Source organism: Caballeronia sp. LjRoot34, assembly GCF_964253815.1.
GTDB lineage: Bacteria > Pseudomonadota > Gammaproteobacteria > Burkholderiales > Burkholderiaceae > Caballeronia.
Window position 1 is genome coordinate 2,493,967 of record NZ_CAXUSB020000002.1, and the last position, 20,660, is coordinate 2,514,626.

18 protein-coding genes are annotated in these 20,660 nt (G+C 59.2%); 7 read left to right on the forward strand and 11 right to left on the reverse strand.

Annotated elements, in window-relative coordinates:
- Positions 1-132: 132 nt before the first annotated feature.
- The 3 genes from ACSQ36_RS30685 to ACSQ36_RS30695 are packed head-to-tail and all read right to left on the reverse strand — an operon-like array spanning position 133 to position 3,249.
- Positions 133-621 carry an Lrp/AsnC family transcriptional regulator gene (locus ACSQ36_RS30685; protein ID WP_436184849.1) on the reverse strand — a complete coding sequence of 163 codons (489 nt, stop codon included), beginning with the start codon at positions 619-621 and terminating at the stop codon, positions 133-135.
- Between the two features lie 10 nt (positions 622-631).
- Positions 632-2,272 carry an acyl-CoA synthetase gene (locus tag ACSQ36_RS30690; RefSeq protein ID WP_436184982.1) on the reverse strand — a complete coding sequence of 547 codons (1,641 nt, stop codon included), beginning with the start codon at positions 2,270-2,272 and terminating at the stop codon, positions 632-634.
- A 26-nt stretch (positions 2,273-2,298) separates the two neighbouring features.
- Positions 2,299-3,249, reverse strand: coding sequence for an SDR family oxidoreductase (locus ACSQ36_RS30695; RefSeq protein ID WP_436184850.1), 951 nt, complete (start codon positions 3,247-3,249; stop codon positions 2,299-2,301).
- Positions 3,250-3,425: 176 nt separating this feature from the next.
- Between ACSQ36_RS30695 and ACSQ36_RS30700 the strand changes: the two genes are divergently transcribed.
- The 3 genes from ACSQ36_RS30700 to ACSQ36_RS30710 all read left to right on the forward strand — a co-directional run bounded on the left by ACSQ36_RS30700 (position 3,426) and on the right by ACSQ36_RS30710 (position 7,562).
- A complete protein-coding gene (locus ACSQ36_RS30700; protein WP_436184851.1) occupies positions 3,426-4,139 on the forward strand; it encodes a TetR/AcrR family transcriptional regulator in 714 nt (237 codons plus the stop codon).
- Between the two features lie 420 nt (positions 4,140-4,559).
- Positions 4,560-6,803, forward strand: a complete 2,244-nt coding sequence (locus tag ACSQ36_RS30705; RefSeq protein ID WP_436184852.1) for a TonB-dependent receptor — start codon at positions 4,560-4,562, stop codon at positions 6,801-6,803.
- 75 nt (positions 6,804-6,878) lie between these two features.
- Positions 6,879-7,562 carry a Fe2+-dependent dioxygenase gene (locus ACSQ36_RS30710; RefSeq protein WP_436184853.1) on the forward strand — a complete coding sequence of 228 codons (684 nt, stop codon included), beginning with the start codon at positions 6,879-6,881 and terminating at the stop codon, positions 7,560-7,562.
- Between the two features lie 13 nt (positions 7,563-7,575).
- On the opposite strand, the gene ACSQ36_RS30715 is transcribed toward ACSQ36_RS30710, so the two are convergent.
- Together ACSQ36_RS30715 and ACSQ36_RS30720 are read right to left on the reverse strand one after the other, a co-directional pair.
- Entirely contained in the window at positions 7,576-7,905 is a 330-nt protein-coding gene (locus tag ACSQ36_RS30715) for a type II toxin-antitoxin system PemK/MazF family toxin (RefSeq protein ID WP_436184854.1), read from the reverse strand.
- Positions 7,899-8,147, reverse strand: coding sequence for an AbrB/MazE/SpoVT family DNA-binding domain-containing protein (locus ACSQ36_RS30720; protein WP_436184855.1), 249 nt, complete (start codon positions 8,145-8,147; stop codon positions 7,899-7,901). The genes ACSQ36_RS30715 and ACSQ36_RS30720 overlap by 7 nt, the downstream gene beginning before the upstream one ends.
- A gap of 289 nt (positions 8,148-8,436) precedes the next feature.
- Here ACSQ36_RS30720 and ACSQ36_RS30725 point away from each other — a divergent pair, with 289 nt between their 5' ends.
- Positions 8,437-11,049, forward strand: coding sequence for an MMPL family transporter (locus ACSQ36_RS30725; RefSeq protein WP_436184856.1), 2,613 nt, complete (start codon positions 8,437-8,439; stop codon positions 11,047-11,049).
- Positions 11,050-11,116: 67 nt separating this feature from the next.
- Positions 11,117-11,995, forward strand: a complete 879-nt coding sequence (locus ACSQ36_RS30730) for an MlaA family lipoprotein (RefSeq protein WP_436184857.1) — start codon at positions 11,117-11,119, stop codon at positions 11,993-11,995.
- Between the two features lie 243 nt (positions 11,996-12,238).
- Here the strand turns inward: ACSQ36_RS30730 and ACSQ36_RS30735 are convergent, their stop codons facing one another.
- A complete protein-coding gene (locus tag ACSQ36_RS30735) occupies positions 12,239-13,117 on the reverse strand; it encodes an alpha/beta fold hydrolase (protein WP_436184858.1) in 879 nt (292 codons plus the stop codon).
- 94 nt (positions 13,118-13,211) lie between these two features.
- Here ACSQ36_RS30735 and ACSQ36_RS30740 point away from each other — a divergent pair, with 94 nt between their 5' ends.
- On the forward strand, positions 13,212-14,132 hold the full coding sequence (locus ACSQ36_RS30740; RefSeq protein ID WP_436184859.1) for a LysR family transcriptional regulator: 921 nt from the start codon (positions 13,212-13,214) through the stop codon (positions 14,130-14,132).
- Between the two features lie 317 nt (positions 14,133-14,449).
- Here ACSQ36_RS30740 and ACSQ36_RS30745 read toward each other — a convergent pair whose 3' ends face one another.
- The gene (locus ACSQ36_RS30745) at positions 14,450-14,704 is read right to left on the reverse strand and encodes a hypothetical protein (protein ID WP_436184860.1); all 255 of its coding nucleotides are present in this window, start codon (positions 14,702-14,704) and stop codon (positions 14,450-14,452) included.
- A 573-nt stretch (positions 14,705-15,277) separates the two neighbouring features.
- Here ACSQ36_RS30745 and ACSQ36_RS30750 point away from each other — a divergent pair.
- Entirely contained in the window at positions 15,278-15,589 is a 312-nt protein-coding gene (locus ACSQ36_RS30750; RefSeq protein ID WP_436184861.1) for a hypothetical protein, read from the forward strand.
- A gap of 337 nt (positions 15,590-15,926) precedes the next feature.
- Here ACSQ36_RS30750 and ACSQ36_RS30755 read toward each other — a convergent pair whose 3' ends face one another.
- From ACSQ36_RS30755 to ACSQ36_RS30770, 4 genes are all read right to left on the reverse strand, one after another.
- Positions 15,927-16,874, reverse strand: a complete 948-nt coding sequence (locus ACSQ36_RS30755; protein WP_436184862.1) for a hypothetical protein — start codon at positions 16,872-16,874, stop codon at positions 15,927-15,929.
- A 6-nt stretch (positions 16,875-16,880) separates the two neighbouring features.
- Positions 16,881-18,650 (reverse strand): ShlB/FhaC/HecB family hemolysin secretion/activation protein, encoded by a 1,770-nt coding sequence (locus tag ACSQ36_RS30760; protein WP_436184863.1) that lies wholly within the window; start codon positions 18,648-18,650, stop codon positions 16,881-16,883.
- A 23-nt stretch (positions 18,651-18,673) separates the two neighbouring features.
- Complete coding sequence (locus tag ACSQ36_RS30765; protein ID WP_346730496.1) at positions 18,674-18,844, reverse strand: hypothetical protein; 171 nt, start codon at positions 18,842-18,844, stop codon at positions 18,674-18,676.
- 581 nt (positions 18,845-19,425) lie between these two features.
- Positions 19,426-19,920 carry a hypothetical protein gene (locus ACSQ36_RS30770; protein ID WP_436184864.1) on the reverse strand — a complete coding sequence of 165 codons (495 nt, stop codon included), beginning with the start codon at positions 19,918-19,920 and terminating at the stop codon, positions 19,426-19,428.
- Between the last annotated feature and the right edge of the window lie 740 nt (positions 19,921-20,660).

Here is a 20,660-nt window from a genome sequence, read left to right on the forward strand (position 1 = left end):
GACGGCGCCCGCAGCGGCTTATTAGCGCGCTTCCTGGCGGCGGATCGGCATAGGGTCATCGTGTGCGGCGAAGCCGCCACGAAATGCGTTGAGGTTGGGTTTATGCCGAGTCGGTCTTGACGCCACCGTCAGTCAAACCTGCGGACTCGGCCCGCGCTCCAGATATGTCGTCAACGCGATGTAACTGCGCGTGCCGGTGAACCCTTCTATCGAATGAATACGCTCGAGCAAATGTTCGAGTGTTTGCGTGTCACGGGTTCGCACTTTCAGCAGCATCGCGCTTTCACCAGTCACCGTATGGATCTCTTCGACGTCCGGAAACTCGGCCAGTTGCAGTAATTGACGCGTGACGGCCCAACTGGAGGTATCGACGTGAACAAACGCCAGCAGCGGCCGGCCAACGCTTGCGCCGTCCAGCGTCGCGACGGTCGCCTTGACGACGCCGTCTTGCTTCAGGCGCTTCGCGCGTTCGTGAACGGCGGGCGCGGACAAATGCAGCAGGCGGCCAAGCTCGGCGTAGGTCCGCGTGGCATCTTCGGCGAGCAACGCCAGCAGCTTGCGATCGGTCGCGTCGAGAATGGCTTGCGGCTTGCGCTTGGGCGGGGCCATCTCCGAGGTCATTCGCGGGTCCTCATGGCTTGGTCGAAGTGTTCAGACCCGGCAACGCCGCCCGTAATTCCTTGCGCATCACTTTGCCGGTCGGCGTCATCGGCAACGCGTCGACAAACCTGACCTCGCGCGGATATTCATGCGCGGCCAGTCGCGTCCTGACGTGCTGCTGAAGCTCACGCACAAGCGTTTCATCCGGGACGAATCCTGCATTCAGCACGATGAACGCCATCACGATCTCCGTGCGCGCCGCGTCCGGTGCACCCACAACCGCCGCCATGCTGACGGCGGGATGGCGCAGCAAACAATCCTCAATAGGCGCAGGACCGATCCGATAACCCGCGCTGGTAATCACGTCGTCGTTGCGGCCAACGAAGCGCATAAAACCATCGGCATCGCATGAACCGAGGTCGCCGGTCAGCAGGAACTGGCCGCGAAATTTATCGCGCGTGGCCGGCTCGTTGTTCCAGTAGCGCAGGAACATGACCGGGTCGGGCGCGGCAATCGCAATATTGCCCGGTGTGCCGGGAGGAAGTTCTGTGCCTTCATCGTCGACGATTGCCACGCGATGTCCCGGCACGCCGCGCCCGATCGCCCCCGGGCGAGGCTCGAACAACGCAGAACACGACGACACCACCACGTTGCACTCGGTCTGCCCGTAGAACTCGTTGATGGTCACGCCAAGCGCCGCCCGGCCCCAGGCGATCAGCTCCTCGCCCAGCGATTCGCCGCCGCTCGCCACCGCGCGCAACGACAACCGCCACTGCTCGGGACGCGCCACCGAGCGCATCATCTTGAGCGCGGTCGGTGGCAGGAAGGTGTGCGTGACGCCGTGACGCGCCATCAGGTCGAAAGCGGCCGGGCCATCGAATTTTTCGAAGCGCCGCGCGAGCACCGCCACGCCGTGATGCCAGGCGGGCAGCAAGACATCGAATAGGCCTCCAATCCACGCCCAGTCGGCGGGCGTCCACATCAGCCGGGCGTGCGCCGGGAAAAGACCTTGCGACATCTCGACGCCCGGTAAATGACCCAGCAACGCCCGATGGGCAAGCAACGCGCCCTTGGGCTTTCCCGTCGTGCCGGACGTATAGATGATTGCGGCGGGGTCGTCGCAGGAGGTATCAACGGGGATGAAGACGTCCGTTTCCGCGCGTAGCGAATCCCAGAAGGAATGGGCATTTGCGTGGGTGGTGGTATCGACGCAATAGGCATTTTTCAGGTCTGGTAGCGTCTCACGAACCTGCGCCAGCTTGTCGAAACCCGCGTGGTCGGTGATCAGCGCCGCTGCGCCGCTATCGGCGAGCCGGTACTGGATGGCATCGACGCCGAATAGCTGAAACAGCGGCACCGCGATATAACCCGCCTTGTAGATCGCCAGATGCGCGATGGCCGTCTCCGGCGACTGCGGCAAGAATATTCCCACGCGATCGCCGCGCTTCAATCCCGCGCGGGCAAGCGCGTTGGCGAACTGGTTGGAGAGCGCCTTGAGGTTATCGAAGGTGAAACGCGTTTCCGAGCCTTCGCGGGTCTCGTAGATGAGCGCGAGGCGGCCGGAACCGTCGGCCCATTTATCGCAGGCGTCCACGCCGATGTTGTACTGCGCGGGCACCTTCCACGTGAATGCCGCGGCGAGGGTTTCATATGAATCGGCTGCGGGAAGCATCGCTTCTCCCTGGTTCTGGTTAAGGCTCATTCGACGGCGGCTTGATCGTCGGATCTGTCTTCGGCGGCCAATTCCTGCAACCCCGCAGGCGGCCGATAACGCGAAAACCCGTTGAATTCCAGCGTACGCCCAGCGGCCGCCAAGGGCCACGAATGCCGTGCGTTCGGCACGCCGCCATCGACGCGAATCACCGTCCCGTTGATGAACGCCGACGCCTCGGAAAGCAAAAATACCGCCGCCGCCGCGAGTTCCGATTCGGTCCCAAAGCGCTGCAACGGCACCTTGTGCTTGAGTTCGCGCAACAACGCACGATAGCGTTCGTCGTAACTATCCATGCCCGCCGATGCAATCCATCCCGGCGCCACGGCATTCACCCGCACGCCGGCGTAACCCCATTCGCACGCGGCCGTTTCCGTGAAGTTCCAGACGCCGGCGCGCGCGGCGCCCGAATGGCCCATGCCGGGCATGCCGCCCCAGATGTCCGCGAGCATGTTGACGATCGCGCCGCCGTGATCGCGCATCCATTGCGTAAAACATTCGCGCGACATCAGGAAAGTGCCGTGCAGGTTGTTGCGCACGACAGCGTCCCAGCCATTCAGGGAAATCTTGTCGAGCGGCGCGGGGAACTGGCCGCCCGCGCAATTGAAGAGGCTGTCGAGCCGGTTGAAATCGGCGAGTGCGGTAGCGACGACTTGTTTGACGCTCGCTTCGTCGCGGATGTCGCAGGCGTAGCAACGCGCGCGTCCGGCGCTTTCAGGGTAGTCCTGGGCCAACTCGTCGCGTACGGTTTCCAGCTTCGCCAGGGTTCGTCCGATCAGGATCACCGAAGCCCCCAGCGACACAAGTTCGTGCGCTGTGCATCGTCCCAGACCGCTGCCTGCGCCCGTTACCATGACAACCTTGCCGGCGAACAGGCCGGGACGGAAGACGGAGCGGTATTGATGCTGACCGCGGGGATCGTTCGGATTGGATTCCATGATTCTCAACCTGGTTGGACGAGTGCATCTCAATGGGTTTGAGTAAAACTCAACTACGTAACAACGTCAAGCCGGTTAAACCTTTATATTCCTCATTAAATTGCTGAAATCCCAATATTAATCCGATTGAGCTACACTCAAAATACTACTTACGACGATCGACTTTCAGCGCCTATATGACCCAGTCCAAAACCCTCCCCGTACGTCGCGCACCGTCGAGCATCAAGTCTGAACGACGCATCAAGGACATCCTGCTCGTGGCGCGGCAAGTGTTCTCGGAGCGCGGATATGCATCGGCGACGACGATCGATATGGCGCGTCGGCTGGGGGTATCGGAGGCAACGGTGTTCACGTATTTCTCCGGCAAGCGCGACCTGTGCGTGCGGGTGATCTGCGACTGGTACGACGAGATCATCGCGGAGATCGAAACCACGCTGCCGCACATCACGGGCACGCGCGCAAAGCTGTTTTTCCTGATCCGTACGCATTTGTATCGGCTGATGATCGATGGGCCGGGGCTGTGCGCGCTGATCCTGTCCGAAGGGCGCGCGAAAGACGACACATTCGGCGATGAAATCGTGCAACTCCAGCGGCGCTATACCGCGCCGCTGATGCAAGTGCTGTCGGACGGCGTGGCAGCCGGCGATATCCGCGACGACCTGCCCTTAAGCCTGCTGCGCTCCAGCATCTATGGGCCGATGGAACACGTGCTGTGGGACGCGATCAGCAAGAAAACGGTGGATATCGAAGAAACGTCAAAACGATTGTCCCTGCTCCTTTGGCAGGGTTTGCAGCCGCCCAATCCCAAAGTCGCCGCCCTCGGGCAATTGCAGCGCGACATGGCGGCGGCGCTCAGGGCGTTTGAGGACACGTCACGCTCGCCTGAATGAAAGCTCTGTTTTCGTAGCTTTCATCCGATGATTACGGTTGACCGCGACCTGCGCGACAACATCCGTGGCCTTCCATACTCCGGCATAACCCCTCTTATCCCCGCCCCATAACGCTCCGCCCTCCACGGTGCGTTTTATTTCCCTCGATAAAACCGCCCCGCAAAAATCGCGGGGCCTTTGTCCGTCAGCTATCCGCATAGTTCCCGATATCGTATTGAAAACAATTCTTAACTGTGTAATGATATTGATTCGTATTTCGGAACTACTAAGGGAAACGGCGCGCATCTGTCGCAATGATGGACTGCTCCTTCGGCCGCGCCCTTTGCCAACCGCTCACGCCGCCGCGGGCATCGCGGAAGTAATTGACCGGCATGACGCAACAGCGCCGGCTTTTCGACCATCCAATACTCGGGGAAACACATGTTGAGGAAGACACCGCTTGCCGCGGCGATCATGACCGCGCTGGCGGCTCCTGCTGCCATTCCGCTCTATGCTCATGCGCAGGCTGCGCCGGTCAGCAAGACCGATCAAACCGCTCAGGCGGAACAACCCGAACAACCCGCACAAGCCGCACCTCTCGTCGAAAACGCCGCGCTACCGGCCGTGCATGTCTCCGGCCAGGCCATCGGCACGCCCGATTTCCAGCCCGAAAAATCGAGCGTCGGCGCGAAGGTTCCCACTGCATTGCGCGATATCCCGCAAGCGGCTGTGGTAGTCCCGAAAGCCGTGCTGCAGTCCCAGGCAGCCACGTCTTTCTCCGATGCCCTTCGCAACGTCCCCGGTGTCACCATTGGAGCCGCGGAAGGCGGACAGATCGGCAACAACATCAACTTGCGCGGTTTCTCGGCGCGCACCGACATTTATCTCGATGGCTTCCGCGACCGCGGCCAGTACTATCGGGACACGTTCGACCTTGAATCCATCGATGTGCTGTATGGCCCGTCCTCACTCTATTTCGGGCGCGGCTCCACGGGCGGTGTGATCAACCAGGTGAGCAAGCAGGCGGAGCTGAAAGCGCACGCATCGGTGTCCGTGATGGCCGGCACGAGCGACCGCTACCGCACCACCGTGGACATCAACCAGCCGCTGTCCGATACATCCGCCGTGCGGCTCAACGCGTTCGGTCAGGATCTCGGCTCGACCCGCGACGTGATGAAGAGCAAGGACTACGGCTTCGCGCCGACGGTGCGCTTTGGCATTGGAACGCCGACGGAAGTCACTTTGTCAGCGTTGATCCAGCACAACCGCGACCAGCCGGACTACGGCATTCCGCCGGTGAACGGTGCGCCGGTCCCGGTCAGCAAGAGCCAGTTCTACGGTTTCGAAGGCGATCGGACGATCCAGGACGTGCAGACGTTCTCGGCGCGCATCCAGCATCGTTTCAACGACAACCTCACGCTGCGCAACCAGACCCAGTTCAGCCACTACGGCACCGAAGCGACCGCGACCAACGCGGCGGCGGTCCTGACCGGACCGCTCGGGACATCGACGGCACTCGCCAACGGGAATTACACGTCGTTGCCGTTGTCGTCGTTGTACGTGAAGTTGCAGGGCAAGGACCGCAACATCAACGATCACTCGGTCTACAACACGACCGATATCGATTACAAGTTCAACACCGGATTCCTCAAGCATGAGGTGATTGCAGGCATTGACCTGAGCCACGAGACCTACAGCAACCAGTCGTTCACCGCGACGGCGCCGGGCTTGCCGTCGAACACCATCGCGATCGTGCCGCTGCTCAATCCGCAATACACCACGCGACCGGCCAACACGCAGGAAGTGGCGACCAACCTGGCGGAATCGAGTGCGAACGGCGTGGGCATTTATGCCAACGATACGGTCTCTGTCGGCCAGTACTGGAAGGTGGTGGGCGGCTTGCGCTGGGATCGTTACGAAGCGTCGATCAAGAACACCCTCAACGCGCCGTCTTACGCCACGCAGACCAATTACTTCACCAGCGTGCGCGGCGGGATCATTTTCCAGCCGACCGACTGGCAGTCGTACTACGTTTCATACGGCACGTCGTTCAATCCGTCGCTGGAAGCGCTGACGCTGACCAACAACCAGCAGAACACGCCGCCGGAATCGAACCGTTCGTATGAAGTCGGCACGAAGTGGGACTTGCTGAACGGCGGGTTGTCGGTAACGCAGTCGCTGTTCAATATCGATAAAACCAATGCCCGCACGCTCCAGGCTGACGGCAGCTACACGCTCGACGGCGACGTGCGCGTGCGCGGTTATCAACTTGGGCTGGCTGGACACATCACCAACAAGTGGCAGGTGTTTGGCGGCTATACGTACATGAACGGCCAGGTGGTGAAGGCGCTGGACAACACCAACGGCAAGACCCTGGCGAACACGCCGCGCAACATGATCACGTTGTGGACGACGTATGACCTCACGCCGCACTGGACCTTCGGTGGCGGCCCGGTGTACACATCGTCGCGATATGCCGCCAGCAACGACTTGGTGCAGGTGCCTGCGTACACGCGCTGGGACGCAATGGCGGCGTTCCACCAGAAACATTACGACATCCAGTTCAACGTCCAGAACCTGACCAACAAGCACTACTACGACGCGCTGATTCCATCGGATGGCGGCCGCGCGGTGCCGGGTTACGGCCGGACGTTCCTCGCGACGCTAAACTACCGGTTCTATTGATCGACTGCAGGACACGTGAGCCGCGCGCGAGATACACGTCGTCGACGTCGCGCGGCCGCTGGCCCCCAAAAAAACATGATCCTTTCGATACCCAACGTCCTCAGCCCCGAGGACGCCGCCGCCATGCGTCAACGGCTTGAAGCATCGGATGCGTGGGTGGACGGCCGCGCGACGGCCGGCTATCAGGGCGCGCCGGTCAAGCGCAACCAGCAGATCGCGCAGGAAGCGCCGATTGCGTTCGAACTCGGCGATGTCATCGTCCGCTCGCTGGAACGGCATCCGCTGTTCATCAGCGGCGTGCTGCCCAACAAGCTGTATCCGCCGCTCTTCAACCGGTACGAAGGCGGAATGCATTTCGGCAGTCATGTGGATGGGGCAATCCGGCTCGTGCCGGGACATGGCACGCGAGTGCGAACCGATGTATCGATCACGCTGTTCCTCACACCGCCGGAGGAATACGACGGCGGCGAACTGGTAATCGAGGATACCTACGGTGTGCAGGAAGTGAAGCTGCCGGCGGGGCATGCGATTGTTTATCCGGCGACCAGCTTGCATGAGGTACGGCCGGTAACGCGGGGAATGCGGGTATCGAGTTTCTTCTGGGCGCAGAGCCTGGTTCGCGATGATACCCGCCGCAGCCTGCTATTCGATATGGACAACGCCATTCAACGGCTGAACGCACAGAACGCCGACGACGCCGCGAGGCGAACGCTCGTGGGCTGTTATCACAACCTGTTGAGGCTTTGGAGCGAGACGTAGGGGTTGGCGTTGGTTAGACGGCGAAGGCTTCCTGCAAGGTCCGCAATGCAACCGAGAGCGTATTAGCCGGCACAGCGCCGAGCTTCTTCACCAGACGGGTTTTATCGATCGTGCGAATCTGATCGAGCAGGACCAGTCCTTTCTTCTGGCTGAATACCACGGATACACGGTAAGGCGCGGGCCGGCTTTTGGTCGTCATGGGCGCGACGATCACCGTGCGCAAATGGTCATGCAACTCAGGCGGCGATATCACGACGCAAGGCCGGGTTTTCTGAATCTCGCTGCCGACGGTAGGGTCCAGTTCGTCCATTTTAATGAGCCAGACCTCTCCGCGCACTACCACGCAAGCTCCGAATCATCTGCGTTCGGAAACTCGTCCATCACAAGCTCGTCGTCGCCGGCTTGGGCTATTGCCTTGCTTGCGTCAGACCACCCTTGGCGGGCCTTCTTTTGCGGTTTTCTTAAAACAATTGCGTCGTTTTCCACTTCCATCTCCACTTCGTCCTCCAGCCCAAGTTGGGCCAGGATGGGTTTCGGAATCAACACGCCTTGCGAATTACCCATCCTGCGAATCGTTGTTTTCATCGCTTCATCGTAATGACAATGTTAGTTCGAAAACGAACTGAGCGGCCGCACAATGTTAGTACAATTTGTCATTAAGCGTGCGCTGACCTCGCTGCCTATCCGGACCCGGCTCGCAATCGGCTAAAGCGATCGAAAAATTTTTGTCCGCCGGTCACGCCAGCCCGCAAACCGTAGCGCGAACGCGCCTTCTGCAAGCATCTCCTCACGCCCGGTATACTCACGCGGCGCCTCACGGCCCCCTGTCCAGACAGCCAAACATCAGAACAAGCCCTCCGAGGCATCCGTCTTCATGCTCACGCCTCTCATTGCCCGTCTCGTCACATTATCGATTCGCCGACCCGGCTGGATCATCGTTTTGTCGCTGCTGATCGCCGTGCTGAGCGGCTATTACGTGGTACATCACTTCAAGATCAGCACCGACATCAGCCAGTTGATCGAGACAGAACCCGACTGGGCCGCGCGCAGCCACGCGATTGACGAAGCCTTTCCGCAACGGGGATCGACGGTGCTCGTGGTGATCGAAGCCCAAGCGCCTGAATTCGCCGACGCCGCCGCCAACGAGCTGGCCGCCGCGCTGACCAAGAACACGGTTCACTTCACGGCGGTGTCGCAACCCTCGGGAGGCGATTTCTTCGAGCACAACGGCCTGCTCTACCTCTCCACCGATAAAGTCGCCGACACCACCCAGCAACTCGTGAAAGCACGTCCGCTGATCAATGCGCTGGCCCACGACCCCACGCTCACCGGCCTTGCCGGCACGCTCAACACCAGCCTCAACCTGCCGTTGCAACTTGGTCAAGTGACGCTCGGGCAAATGTCGAAGCTGCTGGGCCAGAGCGCGGACGTGCTCGATAAAGTCCTCGCCGATCAACCCGCCGTGTTCTCTTGGCGCAATCTGGTCGATACCTCGGCCACGCAACCCGCGCGTGCATTCGTCACCGTACAGCCGGTGGTGGACTACAACGCGCTGGAACCCGGCGCGAGCGGATCGAATGCGATTCGCGCGACGGCGAATGAGCTGAAGTTATCGGAGAAATATGGGGCGGTCGTGCGGCTGACCGGCGAACAGCCGCTCTCCGACGAAGAATTCGCGTCGCTTAAAGACGGCGCCGTGCTCAACGGCATCCTGACGTTCATCGTCGTGCTGGTGATCCTCTGGCTCGCGCTGCGCTCGGGAAAGATGATCGTCTCGGTGTTCATCACGCTGTTCGTCGGACTGACGATCACGGCCGCGCTCGGCCTGCTCATGGTCCACGCGCTGAACCTGATTTCGATCGCCTTCATGGTGCTGTTCGTCGGGCTCGGGGTGGATTTCGGCATTCAGTTCGGCGTGCGGTATCGCGAGGAACGCTTCAAGGACGACCGGCTGGATGTTGCACTGGTAAATACCGCGCGCCACGTTGGCGTGCCGCTGACGCTCGCCGCCGCCGCGACGGCCGCGAGTTTCTTCTCGTTTTTGCCAACCGCGTATCGGGGCGTGTCCGAACTCGGGCAGATTGCGGGCGTCGGCATGCTGGTCGCGTATTTCACCAACATGACCTTGTTTCCGGCGCTGATCAAGGTGTTCGCGCCGGTTGGCGAAGCAGGCTCGCCGGGCTTTCCGAAGCTCGCGCCGGTGGACGATTTTCTCGCGCGCAATCGCACGCCGGTGCTGATCGGTACGCTGGCAGTCGTGATCTGCGCGCTGCCGTTGCTGCTGCATCTGCGTTTCGACTTCAATCCGCTGAACCTGAAGGACCCGAAAACGGAGTCCATGGCCACGCTGCTCTCGCTGAAAGACGCGCCCGAAGCGGCCGTGAACGACGTGAAGGTGCTCGCGCCCTCGCTTGAGGAAGCGGACAAGATCGCGGCGAAGCTCGAGAAGCTGCCGGAAGTGGAGCGCGCGACGACCTTGTCGACGCTCATTCCCGCCGATCAGCCGCAAAAGCTCGATTTGATTGCCGCTGCGGCCACTCAGCTTTTGCCTTCGCTGGACCAGCGGGTTGCAACGCCTGCCAACGATGCCGTGCGCGTCGCTACGCTCAAGCGGCTATCAAACTCGCTTGCCCTCGCCGCCGATGAACATCCCGGCCCCGGCGAAAACGAAGCGCGTCACCTCGCGGCAGCGCTGAAAAAGCTCGCCGCAGCCGATGCCGCCACCCGCGAGCGCGCCGAGCACGCCATGTCCGACCCGCTGCGCATTGCGCTGGGCCAGATGCGTGCGCTGCTGCAACCGTCGCCGATCACGCTGGCGTCGCTGCCTAAGTCGATGACCGAAGGCTGGCTCGCCGCCGACGGCCACGCCCTCGTGGAAGCGTCGCCCAAAGCGCTGGACGGCAAGAGCCGCGACGACGACAAATCGCTCGCCCGCTTCGCGAATGCCGTGCAGAAAGTCGAGCCGAACGCGATCGGCGGCCCGATCTCGGTGCTGCATTCGGCCAATACGATCATCAAGGCGTTCGAGCAGGCGGCGGCATTGTCGCTGATCGCCATCACGATCCTGCTGTGGCTGACTTTGCGCCGTATCGGCGATGTTTTGAGAACTTTGATACCGTTGCTCGTTTCCGCCGTCGTCACGCTGGAGTTATGCGTGGTGTTCGACATGCCGTTGAACTTCGCGAACATCATTGCGTTGCCGTTGATGTTGGGCATTGGCGTGGCGTTCAAGATCTATTTCGTGATGGCGTGGCGCTCCGGACAAACCGGCCTGCTGCACTCCAGCCTCACGCACGCCGTGTTGTTCAGCGCCGCGACCACGGCGACGGCGTTCGGCAGCTTGTGGTTTTCGCATCATCCAGGCACATCGAGCATGGGCAGGCTCCTGGTCCTGGCGCTTTTTACGACGTTAATCGGCGCCGTGGTATTTCAGCCGGTTCTAATGGGAAAACCCCGGGTGCAGCCCAAAGCGGCCGACGCCGTTTAGACCGTCCCTCTTTGAACCGTCCCATAACGCATTAACCACTCACGCACGACCCTAAGGAAACCGACCCATGAGGATGGCAAAAACGCCCGATGCCGCCCGCACTTTGCGAGCGCGCTCCGGCGGCGTGCTGCTCGCCGCTGCTTTCGCCCTGTCCGGTTGCGCCACCGGCCCTACCGCCAAGCCGGGCGATCCGCTGGAGCCGATGAACCGCGAGATTTTCAAGTTCAACGACGCCGCCGACAAATACGTCGCCCGCCCGATTGCGACCGGCTATGTGAAGGTCACGCCGGCCCCGATCCGCACGGCGGTCAGCAGCTTCTTTTCGAATATTGGCGACATTGGCAACTTCGCGAACAACCTGCTGCAGTTGAAGATCACCGACGCGACCGAAGACCTGATGCGCCTGGTGATCAACTCCACGTTCGGGATTGGCGGCCTGATCGACTGGGCGACGCCCGCCGGGCTGCCGAAGCACAACCAGGACTTCGGGCTGACACTGGGCCATTACGGCGTGCCGTCGGGACCGTATCTGGTCCTGCCGCTGCTCGGGCCGAGTTCGGTACGCGATTCAACGAACTGGATCGCGAGCTATCCGCTCAATCCGGGGACTTATTTGAGTACGGAAGCGAGCGTGTCGTTATTCGTCGCGCAGTTTGTGAGCGCGCGGGCGGATCTGCTCGGTGCAACCGATATCCTGTCGCAAGCCGCGCTGGATAAATATGCATTCGTCCGCGATGCCTATACGCAGCGCCGCCAATATCTGCTGACGGGCGCGGCGAACGCTGCACTGCCGGATTACGGCGATGAAAGTGGTGCCACCGCAACGCCGGCAGGTGCCGCGAGCGCGACAGTTGCGCCGGCGAAGCCGGGCATGGGCGGGAGCAGCAGCTCGCAAGGCTTGCCGAACTACTCCGATCCGGCGGCCCCGGCGCCGGCTGGCAAGTAACCCGGTTTGCGATACGGCGTGCTCGCCGTATCGCAAGTTCCTTAAATCGAGCGTTGCGCCTGGGGTTGCCGCCGTCGCCAGATTGGAGAAATGTTTCCATTCGGCGAGGCGGCGGCCCGTATTGGTCGAACTACCGTTCGCGGAGTCTCCTTGCTTGTCATTCACCAGCACTTGCTGATTGCCATCGGCGTGAAAGAGATCCGCAAATGCGGGCCGCTGACAAACAAGTGCCCGATGTGATGCTCAACTCCCAAGAAACGGCAGAACGCGCTTGAGCAGCAACTCGGGCGCTTCCTCCGGAATGTAGTGACCGCATGGCAGCGAGTGGCCGCTGACGTTATCGGAGAAATGACGCCACTCGGCGATAGGATCGAAGCACTTTTCGATCACGCCTTCCGCGCCCCATAGCGCGAGAAAATCGCAGGTTATCTTGTAGCCCTTCGCCAGCGATTCGCGGTCGTGTTCCAGATCGATGGTGACGCTCGCGCGATAGTCCTCGCAAATACCATGCGCCGTGCCCGGCTGTTGCAGGCAGCGCAGATATTCCGCGTACGCCTCGGGCGTGAACGGCTTCAACCCCGCACTGCGCGCGCCGATAGTTTGCTTCAGATACAGGTCGGCGTCCGCGTGGATCAGTGTCTCGGGGAACGGCGCGGGACGCACCAGGAAAAACCAGTGCCAATAAGCGCGAGCGAATTCGAACGAGGTTTTCTCGTACATCGCGAGCGTCGGCGCTACGTCGAGCGTGATCAGTTTCCTGACCACAGTCGGATGGTCCAGCGCCATGCGCACCGCCACCCGGCCGCCGCGATCATGAGCAAGCACCGCGAACGACTCGTAACCCAGCGAGCGCATCAGGTCGACCTGATCCTGCGCCATACGGCGCTTCGAATAATTGCTGTGATCGGGGAGGCCTTCTGGTTTGCCGCTATCGCCATAACCACGCAGGTCCGCCGCCACGACGGTGAAGTGTTTCGTCAGCTCGGGCACGACCTTGTGCCAGATCGCGTGGGTTTGGGGATGGCCATGCAACAGCAGCAGCGCCTGCCCATTGCCGCCTTGTATCGCCTTGATCCTGACGCCATCGATCGTTGCCGATACGTCCTTGAAGTTATCGAACATCGCTGTCTCCCGCAGTTTTATGAAGTTTAATTGATGCATTGGCCGATATAGTATCTATTCGGGCAATCCAGACTTAACTTCCAGGAACTAATCGATGGACGGCTTTTCGGACCTCAACCTGTTCACGCTCGTCGCACGGCATCGCAATCTGGCGGCGGCTGCGCGGGATCTCGGCGTGACCCCGCCTTCCATCAGCAAGCGTCTCGCGCAACTCGAACGACGGCTCGGCGTACGGCTTTTAAACCGCACCACACGGCGCGTCAGCCTCACGCCCGAAGGCGAGTTGTATCTGGCGAACGGCTCGCGCATCCTCGATGAACTCGCCGAACTGGAACAACTCGTCACGAAAAGCCAGGCGGAGCCGACGGGTTTGCTGCGCGTGAATGCATCGTTTGGATTTGGGCGCAGCCGGATTTCGCCGGCGGTGTCGAAGTTCATCGAGCGCTATCTGGCGATCAAGATTCAGCTTCATTTATCGGACCGGCCGGTGAATTTGCAGGAGGAAGGGTTCGACTTGGGCATCCGTTTCGGCGATGTCCCGGACGCCCGCATCAACGCGCGTTTGCTGCTCAGGAACCGGCGGATTGTGTGTGCATCGCCGGGATATGTGGCGAAATACGGGCTGCCCGCGACGCCCCACGACCTGACGAGGCACGCGTGCCTCGTGCTGCGCGAGAACGAATCCGCTTATGGGACGTGGCATTTCACGCGCGGCAAAAAGGTGGAGACCGTCAAGGTCGATGGCCCGCTCAGCAGCAATGACGGCACCGCGGTGCTGCAATGGGCGCTGGACGGACGCGGCATTGCCGTGCGCTCGCAATGGGAGACGGAGGCGCTGGTGCGTGACGGGAAACTTGTCGTTCTGCTAAACGACTGGGCGCTGCCGAATGCGGATATCCACGCGATTTATTTAGAGCGGCATCAGTTGTCCGCGAAGTTGCGGACGTTTGTGGAGTTCCTCGGGGAAGAATTACGCGCGACGGCGGCCCAGGCAAGCGCTGCTCAATATCGATAAGTCGAACTTGCGCGTGTCTTGGGACAACGACTCGAGACTACGAGCCACTTGCCACCGCCCGATGCGTAATCGTTTTCATGAGTGACGTTCACCAGTCTTTCATCGCCGGGGATTGTTTTATTCGACGCGACTGTCGACCGGGCAAATTGGGCAGGAAAAGGCAGCGTTTAATTAATTGATTAAACGCGATGGTTCGTATCGCAAATGAGCAATGCCGATATTTAACGCGCCCGCTTTTCGACGGGCGTGTTTTATCGATACCTGGACGGTTTGTTTCAAAGCGGCTTGGCGTTGACTTTCGGTTTGGACGGCCGGATTTATGCGGCCCGATCGAAAGACTGCTGCATTACTTGCTGTTGCGGCGCATGCCGACGTTCGTCTATTTCCGCCATGCCATACGCAAGGGCAAACTTACGGGCATCGACAGGGCACGGGAAATGGCCCAGCACGCCAGTCGCGCGCTGCATGCCATCAACCTCCCTGACGATAAGCATAGCTGCGTACAAGCCATCGTCGTACGCGGCCAGCGGAATCAAGACGACATTCTCGTAAGCGATCTCAGCGTATTGCATGACTGAATCCCCCAAGTTGACGACTTACTACTCTCTCAGCGCACCAGTTGGTCTGGCACGACATTGTGTTTAGGCATTATCAATAAGCAGAAAATAAGAATCAACTGGATTTTCCCTATTACGGGTTTATACGTGGAATTACCCCGATGTTATGTGGCGACTACTTCATTTTATTCATTTATTTGGTGCATGCAGCAGGTGAAAGGACGCTTGTACAGACAGAGTATGTCAATTTGATGAGATACGTGGGGCAACGCATGGAGGCACTGTTGTCGTGCGGTCGATGCTTATGGTGGCGGTCGGCTGTTTCTTGCGGTTGGAGCTGGCGCAGGGTCTGGGCGTCGTCGTCGAGCTTGGATTTGTCTTGGCGCGGAACCGGGCGTTTGCGGGTGTTGCGGTTCCCGGTCGCTTCGAAGACATGCAGCGCGCTTCGCGCAGGGAGATTCTGGAATGCCGTTTTACCTTGGCGTATGTGACGACGTTTTTGGGGCGCTTTGATCTCGATATCAGGCACGTGATATGCGCGCAATCCTTACACCGACAGCAATGTCCTGATGATCTATGGGGGAGCTTGTGAAACTCGATCCGACTGCATGGTTTCCGTTGAGCGATTACACACCGGTGCGCGACGGATGGTACGAGGTGCAACTCGCGAGCGGCGAAACAGCATTCGCGAAGTTTGGTACGGACGGATGGACCGAAAAACCGATGCTCGTATTTACTCACTGGCGCGGCCTTTCTGGCGATCCGGGTAAGGTTGAGGGTGCGGAGAGTATTGATGCTGAAGCGACCGCAGCGGAAGGAGTTAGAGCGGTTTGGGATACGTTCTTCCCCGGGTCAGGAGCGGAGCGGCATAAACCGTTGGACGCGGGGCATAGTAAATAGGAGCGGTGTAGTTTGAGGACCCGGTAGGGATGGATAGACTGGCGAGCGTGGGTGGCTCGCCAGTTTTTTTTGGTTTTGGGTTTGTTACGGTGAGGGCGGCAGGCAAGTGGCTTCTTGATTTTAAGTTCCGCGCGCGCCGCTACTACGCGGAAAAGACCCTATCAGCGTTGAGAGTTCGGGAAGATGCAGCCTCGATGCGAATCCGGTACGAATAGTCCCAATAGACGACGGAGCCGATGACGGCAAGTAACGCCGCGACTCCGAGAACTGAAATCACACGTTTAATCAAAATTGCCATTCTTTATAGCGGCCAACTCGGTTAAAAATCATGTGCCCGTCACAGCCCGGTCGCGTAAGACTTCAGTTCCTGGACAATGAAACTCGACGCGATCTGGTTATACGCAATATCGGTACCCGCCAGCAGCGTAATCGGCACGCTCTGTCCGGCTACGGCATAGGTTGCGTCATACACGCCAGCGTTTAGTTGTGCATAGCCAGATGCTGGTGCGTTCCCGCTCATGCCTGTCAGATAAGAGACGTCTCCTAACGTTGCGACCGTCCCGCCAAACTGCTGCTGCAGTTGCGCAAGAGTTTGTGAATTGGCGACCGCCCCGCTTTTCACGACGAGCACCGGCGCGCTCGCGGTGATTTGCGTTGAATAGCGAATCGATCCGCCTGGCATTGCCGCCGTGTCTGTGGCAAGCACACGCGCGACGCCGCCATCCGTATCATTGGCCACGGCCGAAATCGATTGGCCGGAGACGTCCGATGGCGTCAGCGTTGCCCGAAAGACATCGGCGGAGCCGCCAAGACCGAACGTGAAACCGGTCGAATCCTGGTCGAACATCTGGATGTCGTTGCCAATTCCCAACGTGCTGAAATCGCCGGCCGCCGTGACGATTGTCTGGCGTGCAAGCGTCGCGTTGTATTGTCCGACAACCGCGCTGGTTTGCTCGTTAAACACGGTGCTGCTTGCGGTCGATATCGACAGTTGCTCTCTCGTGACGCCCGTGTATCGAGAGGACGTGTTCTTGCTGCTGACGAAGCAGACATAACCGGTCCCGCCTGGCTGCAGAAATATCGATGAGATAAATGCCGATGCAGAACTTGGTATAGACCCGCCTGTGGCGCCGCTGGCGCCCGTCTCGGCCGTATTGTTGACGTTGCCATTATTGCCGGTGTCTCCACCGCCTCCGCATGCCCCGAGTGCGCTTAGCGATATCGCGGCAAATAACCTGGAGAGGGGCCGAGCGAAATAGCCTGACGAAGTTTTTCGTGATGTCATGGTTGTTCAGTATTGGTAGATGACCTGGATGCCAGCGGTCGCGCGAGCGGTTGGATAATTCGATGGCTTGTATACCGGCGTGCCCACGAAGAAGTCGTAGCTGACGGCACCGGCAACGCCGGCCTTGCCACCGCGAATGCCAAGCACCGCACCAGCGAGTTGCTTGCCAAGCAGCGCGGCGACGCTGGGCCCGTACACATGGCCGTAATCAAGACCTACATAAACCACCTGACCGCTATTGCCCAACGGCACTTCAAGATCGTTGCGCCAGTAGAAGCCCTTCTCCGCGCTCAGGAGATATTCACCGTCAAACCCACGCACGCTATAGAAGCTGCCGATGGAGATATCGTCGATATAAAACAAACGTTGATTCGTGAACTGCCCACGGAAGGTGCTCGCGTATCGAAACGGAACGTCGCCGAGTTTGAACGGTACGGACAACGACGCATCGAGCGTCGCCATTTTGTAGAGATACGTCTGCGGGAGCGTCTGCCCGGTGTACGGATCGTGGAGATCGCCTTGCGCGCCGAACCAAGGCACGCCTTGCTTATAGGCAAGTGTTGTGTCGAGCGTGGCGCTACCTGCATGCTGACGACGCGTCAGACCAACCTCGAAAAACGTGTTGTCGCGATGTTGCGCGTCAATCTCCGTATCTTCGATGAAGCTGCGTCCATAGCGACGAGAGAGTTGCATTTCGACACCTGTCTTGCTGGTTTGATCGCGATACAACAACCGGTCGATACGGAAGTTGAATGACTTCGTATCGCCTTGGGATATGAACGTCTGATTCGCGCCCGCTATATGCTGAAAGTAGCTGCTTTTGTTGCCCGAGAGCGAAAAGTTCCAGTTTCCCCAAGGCACCGAGTAATACGCGTTCAGTCCATGTGTGCCGTACTTCTTGTCGGTGAAATAGAGGTCGTTCGATACGCCAATACTGAGAAGGTCGTTAAGACCAAGCGGATTGTCCAGGCCGAATGTAGCGGTCCCCTGAAACTTGCCGGTCTCGCGGGTTCCGGAGTTATCTATTCCCAACACGAGCTTCCACGGTTTTGAGCGCTGTACCGCGATAACGATGTCACTCGTACCTGCTTCGGCCGCCGGCTCGATCTTCATGTCCGCTTCCTGGCTCGCGACACGCTTCATCTGCTCCAGGCCCTGTTCGATGTCACGGAGGTTCAGCAAATCACCGGGACGGCTTGGGAAGGCCGAACGCCACGTACCGCGGATTGTGGGATCGGCAAAGCGGATATCGTGGATGGTTCCCGGCAGCAGTTCGAAGCGCAAAGCGCCCTTCGACAAGTCCTGATCCGACAGCAGCACGCGAGTCGTTACAAAACCGCGTGCAAGGATCTGCGCGAGCACGCCCTTGCGCAGGAGTTCGATGCCATGTTGCCCGACGCACTGGCCCGCGTACCGATTTAGCCACTGGCGTGCGAAGGAAAACGCGTCGTGTAGCGAGGCGGGATCGTTGAAGGATTGGATGCGATCAGGAAGGGTCGCAGGAATGTCGAGCGTTATGGTGTCGAGTTTGAAACACGGCGCTTCCGATGGCAAGACAGCGGGGATCGGCTCGCTGCTTACAGGAAGCCGGACGTCCGGCGTCTGCCACTGGCGGTCCCGCTCCTGCGCTCGCTCGCGTTCTTGCTGCAGTTGATCTTGAAGTGCGGAAGTACGTGCCGCTGCGGCTGCGTTTGGATCGGGTTGCGTTTGGGCAAGCGCAATCAGAGGCATCGCCAGGAGAGCCATCGTGATCGGGCGATATACGTGTCGCGACATTGTTATTGATTGGGTCTTTATGTTTATAGTTTTGGCGCGATGTGACCAGCGATCCATACCCATTGCGAACCGTCCCAATGCCAATAACCACCGACCCAAGCGACGCCTGGCAAGTTAGGCGACATCTCTGCGATGGGGGATGGCTTTGGGGGTGCGTTTGGTGGAGCTGATTCGCATGCGGAGAGTAATGCCACGGTGACTGCGATCAAGATGTTTTTGTGGAGGCGAAATGTAAAAATATGTATTCCTAAGTCTTAAGTTTGGATTGGAAAACAAAACGGCGCAGAGGCGTTAGCGAAATCGCGCGCTCCACGCGGGAGTGTCTGAATTTTTTTGTTTCAAGCCAGCTACAGGGTCTGCCGTGTAGCACGGCCAGCGATCGTATTTTACAAGTTGCTTCTGGTAAAGCGATCCTCTACGAGGATCGCTTTACCACGCCGAACTCATAACGTTTGATTCCGGCCTGCTGCGAAGCGGGCCTTTAACGCCTTGCACGCAAAAATACTGACAGTCCCGGTGGATGCTGGTCCACCTAGTCCCAGTGACAGGCACCTTTTTCTGCATCTATTACAACGGGTTTATCTCTGACGAGAAAACGGACAATGCCTACGGCCCAGCGCCGCACACGGATATTCCAGACATCGACTCGCCATCTGAAAAATCGCTTTAACGACGGACCCATGACGAAGTCAGCAACGCGCGTGGTTCGTTGTCTTCATCACGGCTTGCTTCCAATACGTCTTATCCGACAGAAGATCGAAAGACATGGGTCATGTCAGAACTCATCGACGCCATCGTCTGCCGTTGACTCCTCCAGCTCGCGGCGAACTTTCCGCAGAAAGCGAATGTTCCGAACGCTCCAACCAAACATAGCAACCGTAAAGATCGCCATCACCGACGTAATAGCTGGCCGATCCCAAAGCCTGGGCGCCATCATGCAAAAGCCTAAGATGCTCCAGATACAAAGGAAAATTGGCCCACTCTCGGGTTCGCATACAATCTCACCGTCCTCATGGTTGCGCCAACCAATCAGCGTCTGCCAGTTGCCCGCTTCCGCGAGATAAGCGGTGATCGTCATTCCCGACACGACACGGGGCTTGCCTGGTGCAGCTACGGAGTACTCCTTGCGGTGTGCACTTTCGAACCCGAATAGAGTGACCTGCTTGCGGTTCTGCGACGTCTGCACGACGCCAAAGACACGATCTAGATGAACGGTTTCAAGCGGCATTCCGTTAGCGATTTCTGGTGTAATTAAGTAGTTGATTGACATACCGTGACCTCCGGCCGTCCACTTGCAGTCTGTCACCAATGGTAGTTTCCTCTTGCTCCGACTGGGAAACGCATAATTGAAACTGATCAAGGGGATCGCCAACCTTTGTCACGGTCAAGCCATAGCAAGTGTGCTTGCCGCGATTGATGTATTTTCCGATCACATCGTAGGTTGCAACGTACGAGACACCGATAACCTGATTCATTACGTTGGCAAAAGCCCCTGTCGCAAATGCGGCAAGGATGATTGCTGCGATTGCGCCTGTTATCCAGGACTCGGTGAGTCCAAATTGACGTTCCTCCGATGCATACCGTGGTTTGTACCAGGAGCCAATCAAGGCCCTTTGGAGGCGCCACGTGACGAAGATTGTGGTAGGTATCGTAACTGGAGCGACCCAACGCCAATAGTCGCGGCTTATCCGGACCGCCGGACCATCAAACGACGAACCCCAGGCGAGCGCAATTCCGACCACAAAAACCGATGAGAGGACGCCGTACGCGCTGCGACTGGTTGTTACGAACACTGATTCTTTTGATCCCATCACTTTCCTATGCTCGAGAGCTCATCGCGAGCGACGCACGATTAATGGATGCTTGCGTGTCGGTCATCGACTTGCTTCGGTCGCTGGCACGCAGGCGAAACAGGTGTTGCAGTTCGCTTTTGAGGCCGCCCTTCGTAGCTCTTCCGGGCCTTTTTAAGAACCGTTACATCTTCTAAGGTCTAGAACGCGGATATCTTTG

Excerpts from the sequence above, each read along its gene's own strand:
- ACSQ36_RS30685 (WP_436184849.1), bottom strand. The coding sequence starts at position 621 with ATGACCTCGGAGATGGCCCCGCCCAAGCGCAAGCCGCAAGCCATTCTC.
- ACSQ36_RS30690 (WP_436184982.1), bottom strand. The coding sequence starts at position 2,272 with ATGCTTCCCGCAGCCGATTCATATGAAACCCTCGCCGCGGCATTCACG.
- ACSQ36_RS30695 (WP_436184850.1), bottom strand. The coding sequence starts at position 3,249 with ATGGAATCCAATCCGAACGATCCCCGCGGTCAGCATCAATACCGCTCC.
- ACSQ36_RS30700 (WP_436184851.1), top strand. The coding sequence starts at position 3,426 with ATGACCCAGTCCAAAACCCTCCCCGTACGTCGCGCACCGTCGAGCATC.
- ACSQ36_RS30705 (WP_436184852.1), top strand. The coding sequence starts at position 4,560 with ATGTTGAGGAAGACACCGCTTGCCGCGGCGATCATGACCGCGCTGGCG.
- ACSQ36_RS30710 (WP_436184853.1), top strand. The coding sequence starts at position 6,879 with ATGATCCTTTCGATACCCAACGTCCTCAGCCCCGAGGACGCCGCCGCC.
- ACSQ36_RS30720 (WP_436184855.1), bottom strand. The coding sequence starts at position 8,147 with ATGAAAACAACGATTCGCAGGATGGGTAATTCGCAAGGCGTGTTGATT.
- ACSQ36_RS30725 (WP_436184856.1), top strand. The coding sequence starts at position 8,437 with ATGCTCACGCCTCTCATTGCCCGTCTCGTCACATTATCGATTCGCCGA.
- ACSQ36_RS30730 (WP_436184857.1), top strand. The coding sequence starts at position 11,117 with ATGAGGATGGCAAAAACGCCCGATGCCGCCCGCACTTTGCGAGCGCGC.
- ACSQ36_RS30735 (WP_436184858.1), bottom strand. The coding sequence starts at position 13,117 with ATGTTCGATAACTTCAAGGACGTATCGGCAACGATCGATGGCGTCAGG.
- ACSQ36_RS30740 (WP_436184859.1), top strand. The coding sequence starts at position 13,212 with ATGGACGGCTTTTCGGACCTCAACCTGTTCACGCTCGTCGCACGGCAT.
- ACSQ36_RS30745 (WP_436184860.1), bottom strand. The coding sequence starts at position 14,704 with ATGCAATACGCTGAGATCGCTTACGAGAATGTCGTCTTGATTCCGCTG.
- ACSQ36_RS30755 (WP_436184862.1), bottom strand. The coding sequence starts at position 16,874 with ATGACATCACGAAAAACTTCGTCAGGCTATTTCGCTCGGCCCCTCTCC.
- ACSQ36_RS30760 (WP_436184863.1), bottom strand. The coding sequence starts at position 18,650 with ATGTCGCGACACGTATATCGCCCGATCACGATGGCTCTCCTGGCGATG.
- ACSQ36_RS30770 (WP_436184864.1), bottom strand. The coding sequence starts at position 19,920 with ATGTCAATCAACTACTTAATTACACCAGAAATCGCTAACGGAATGCCG.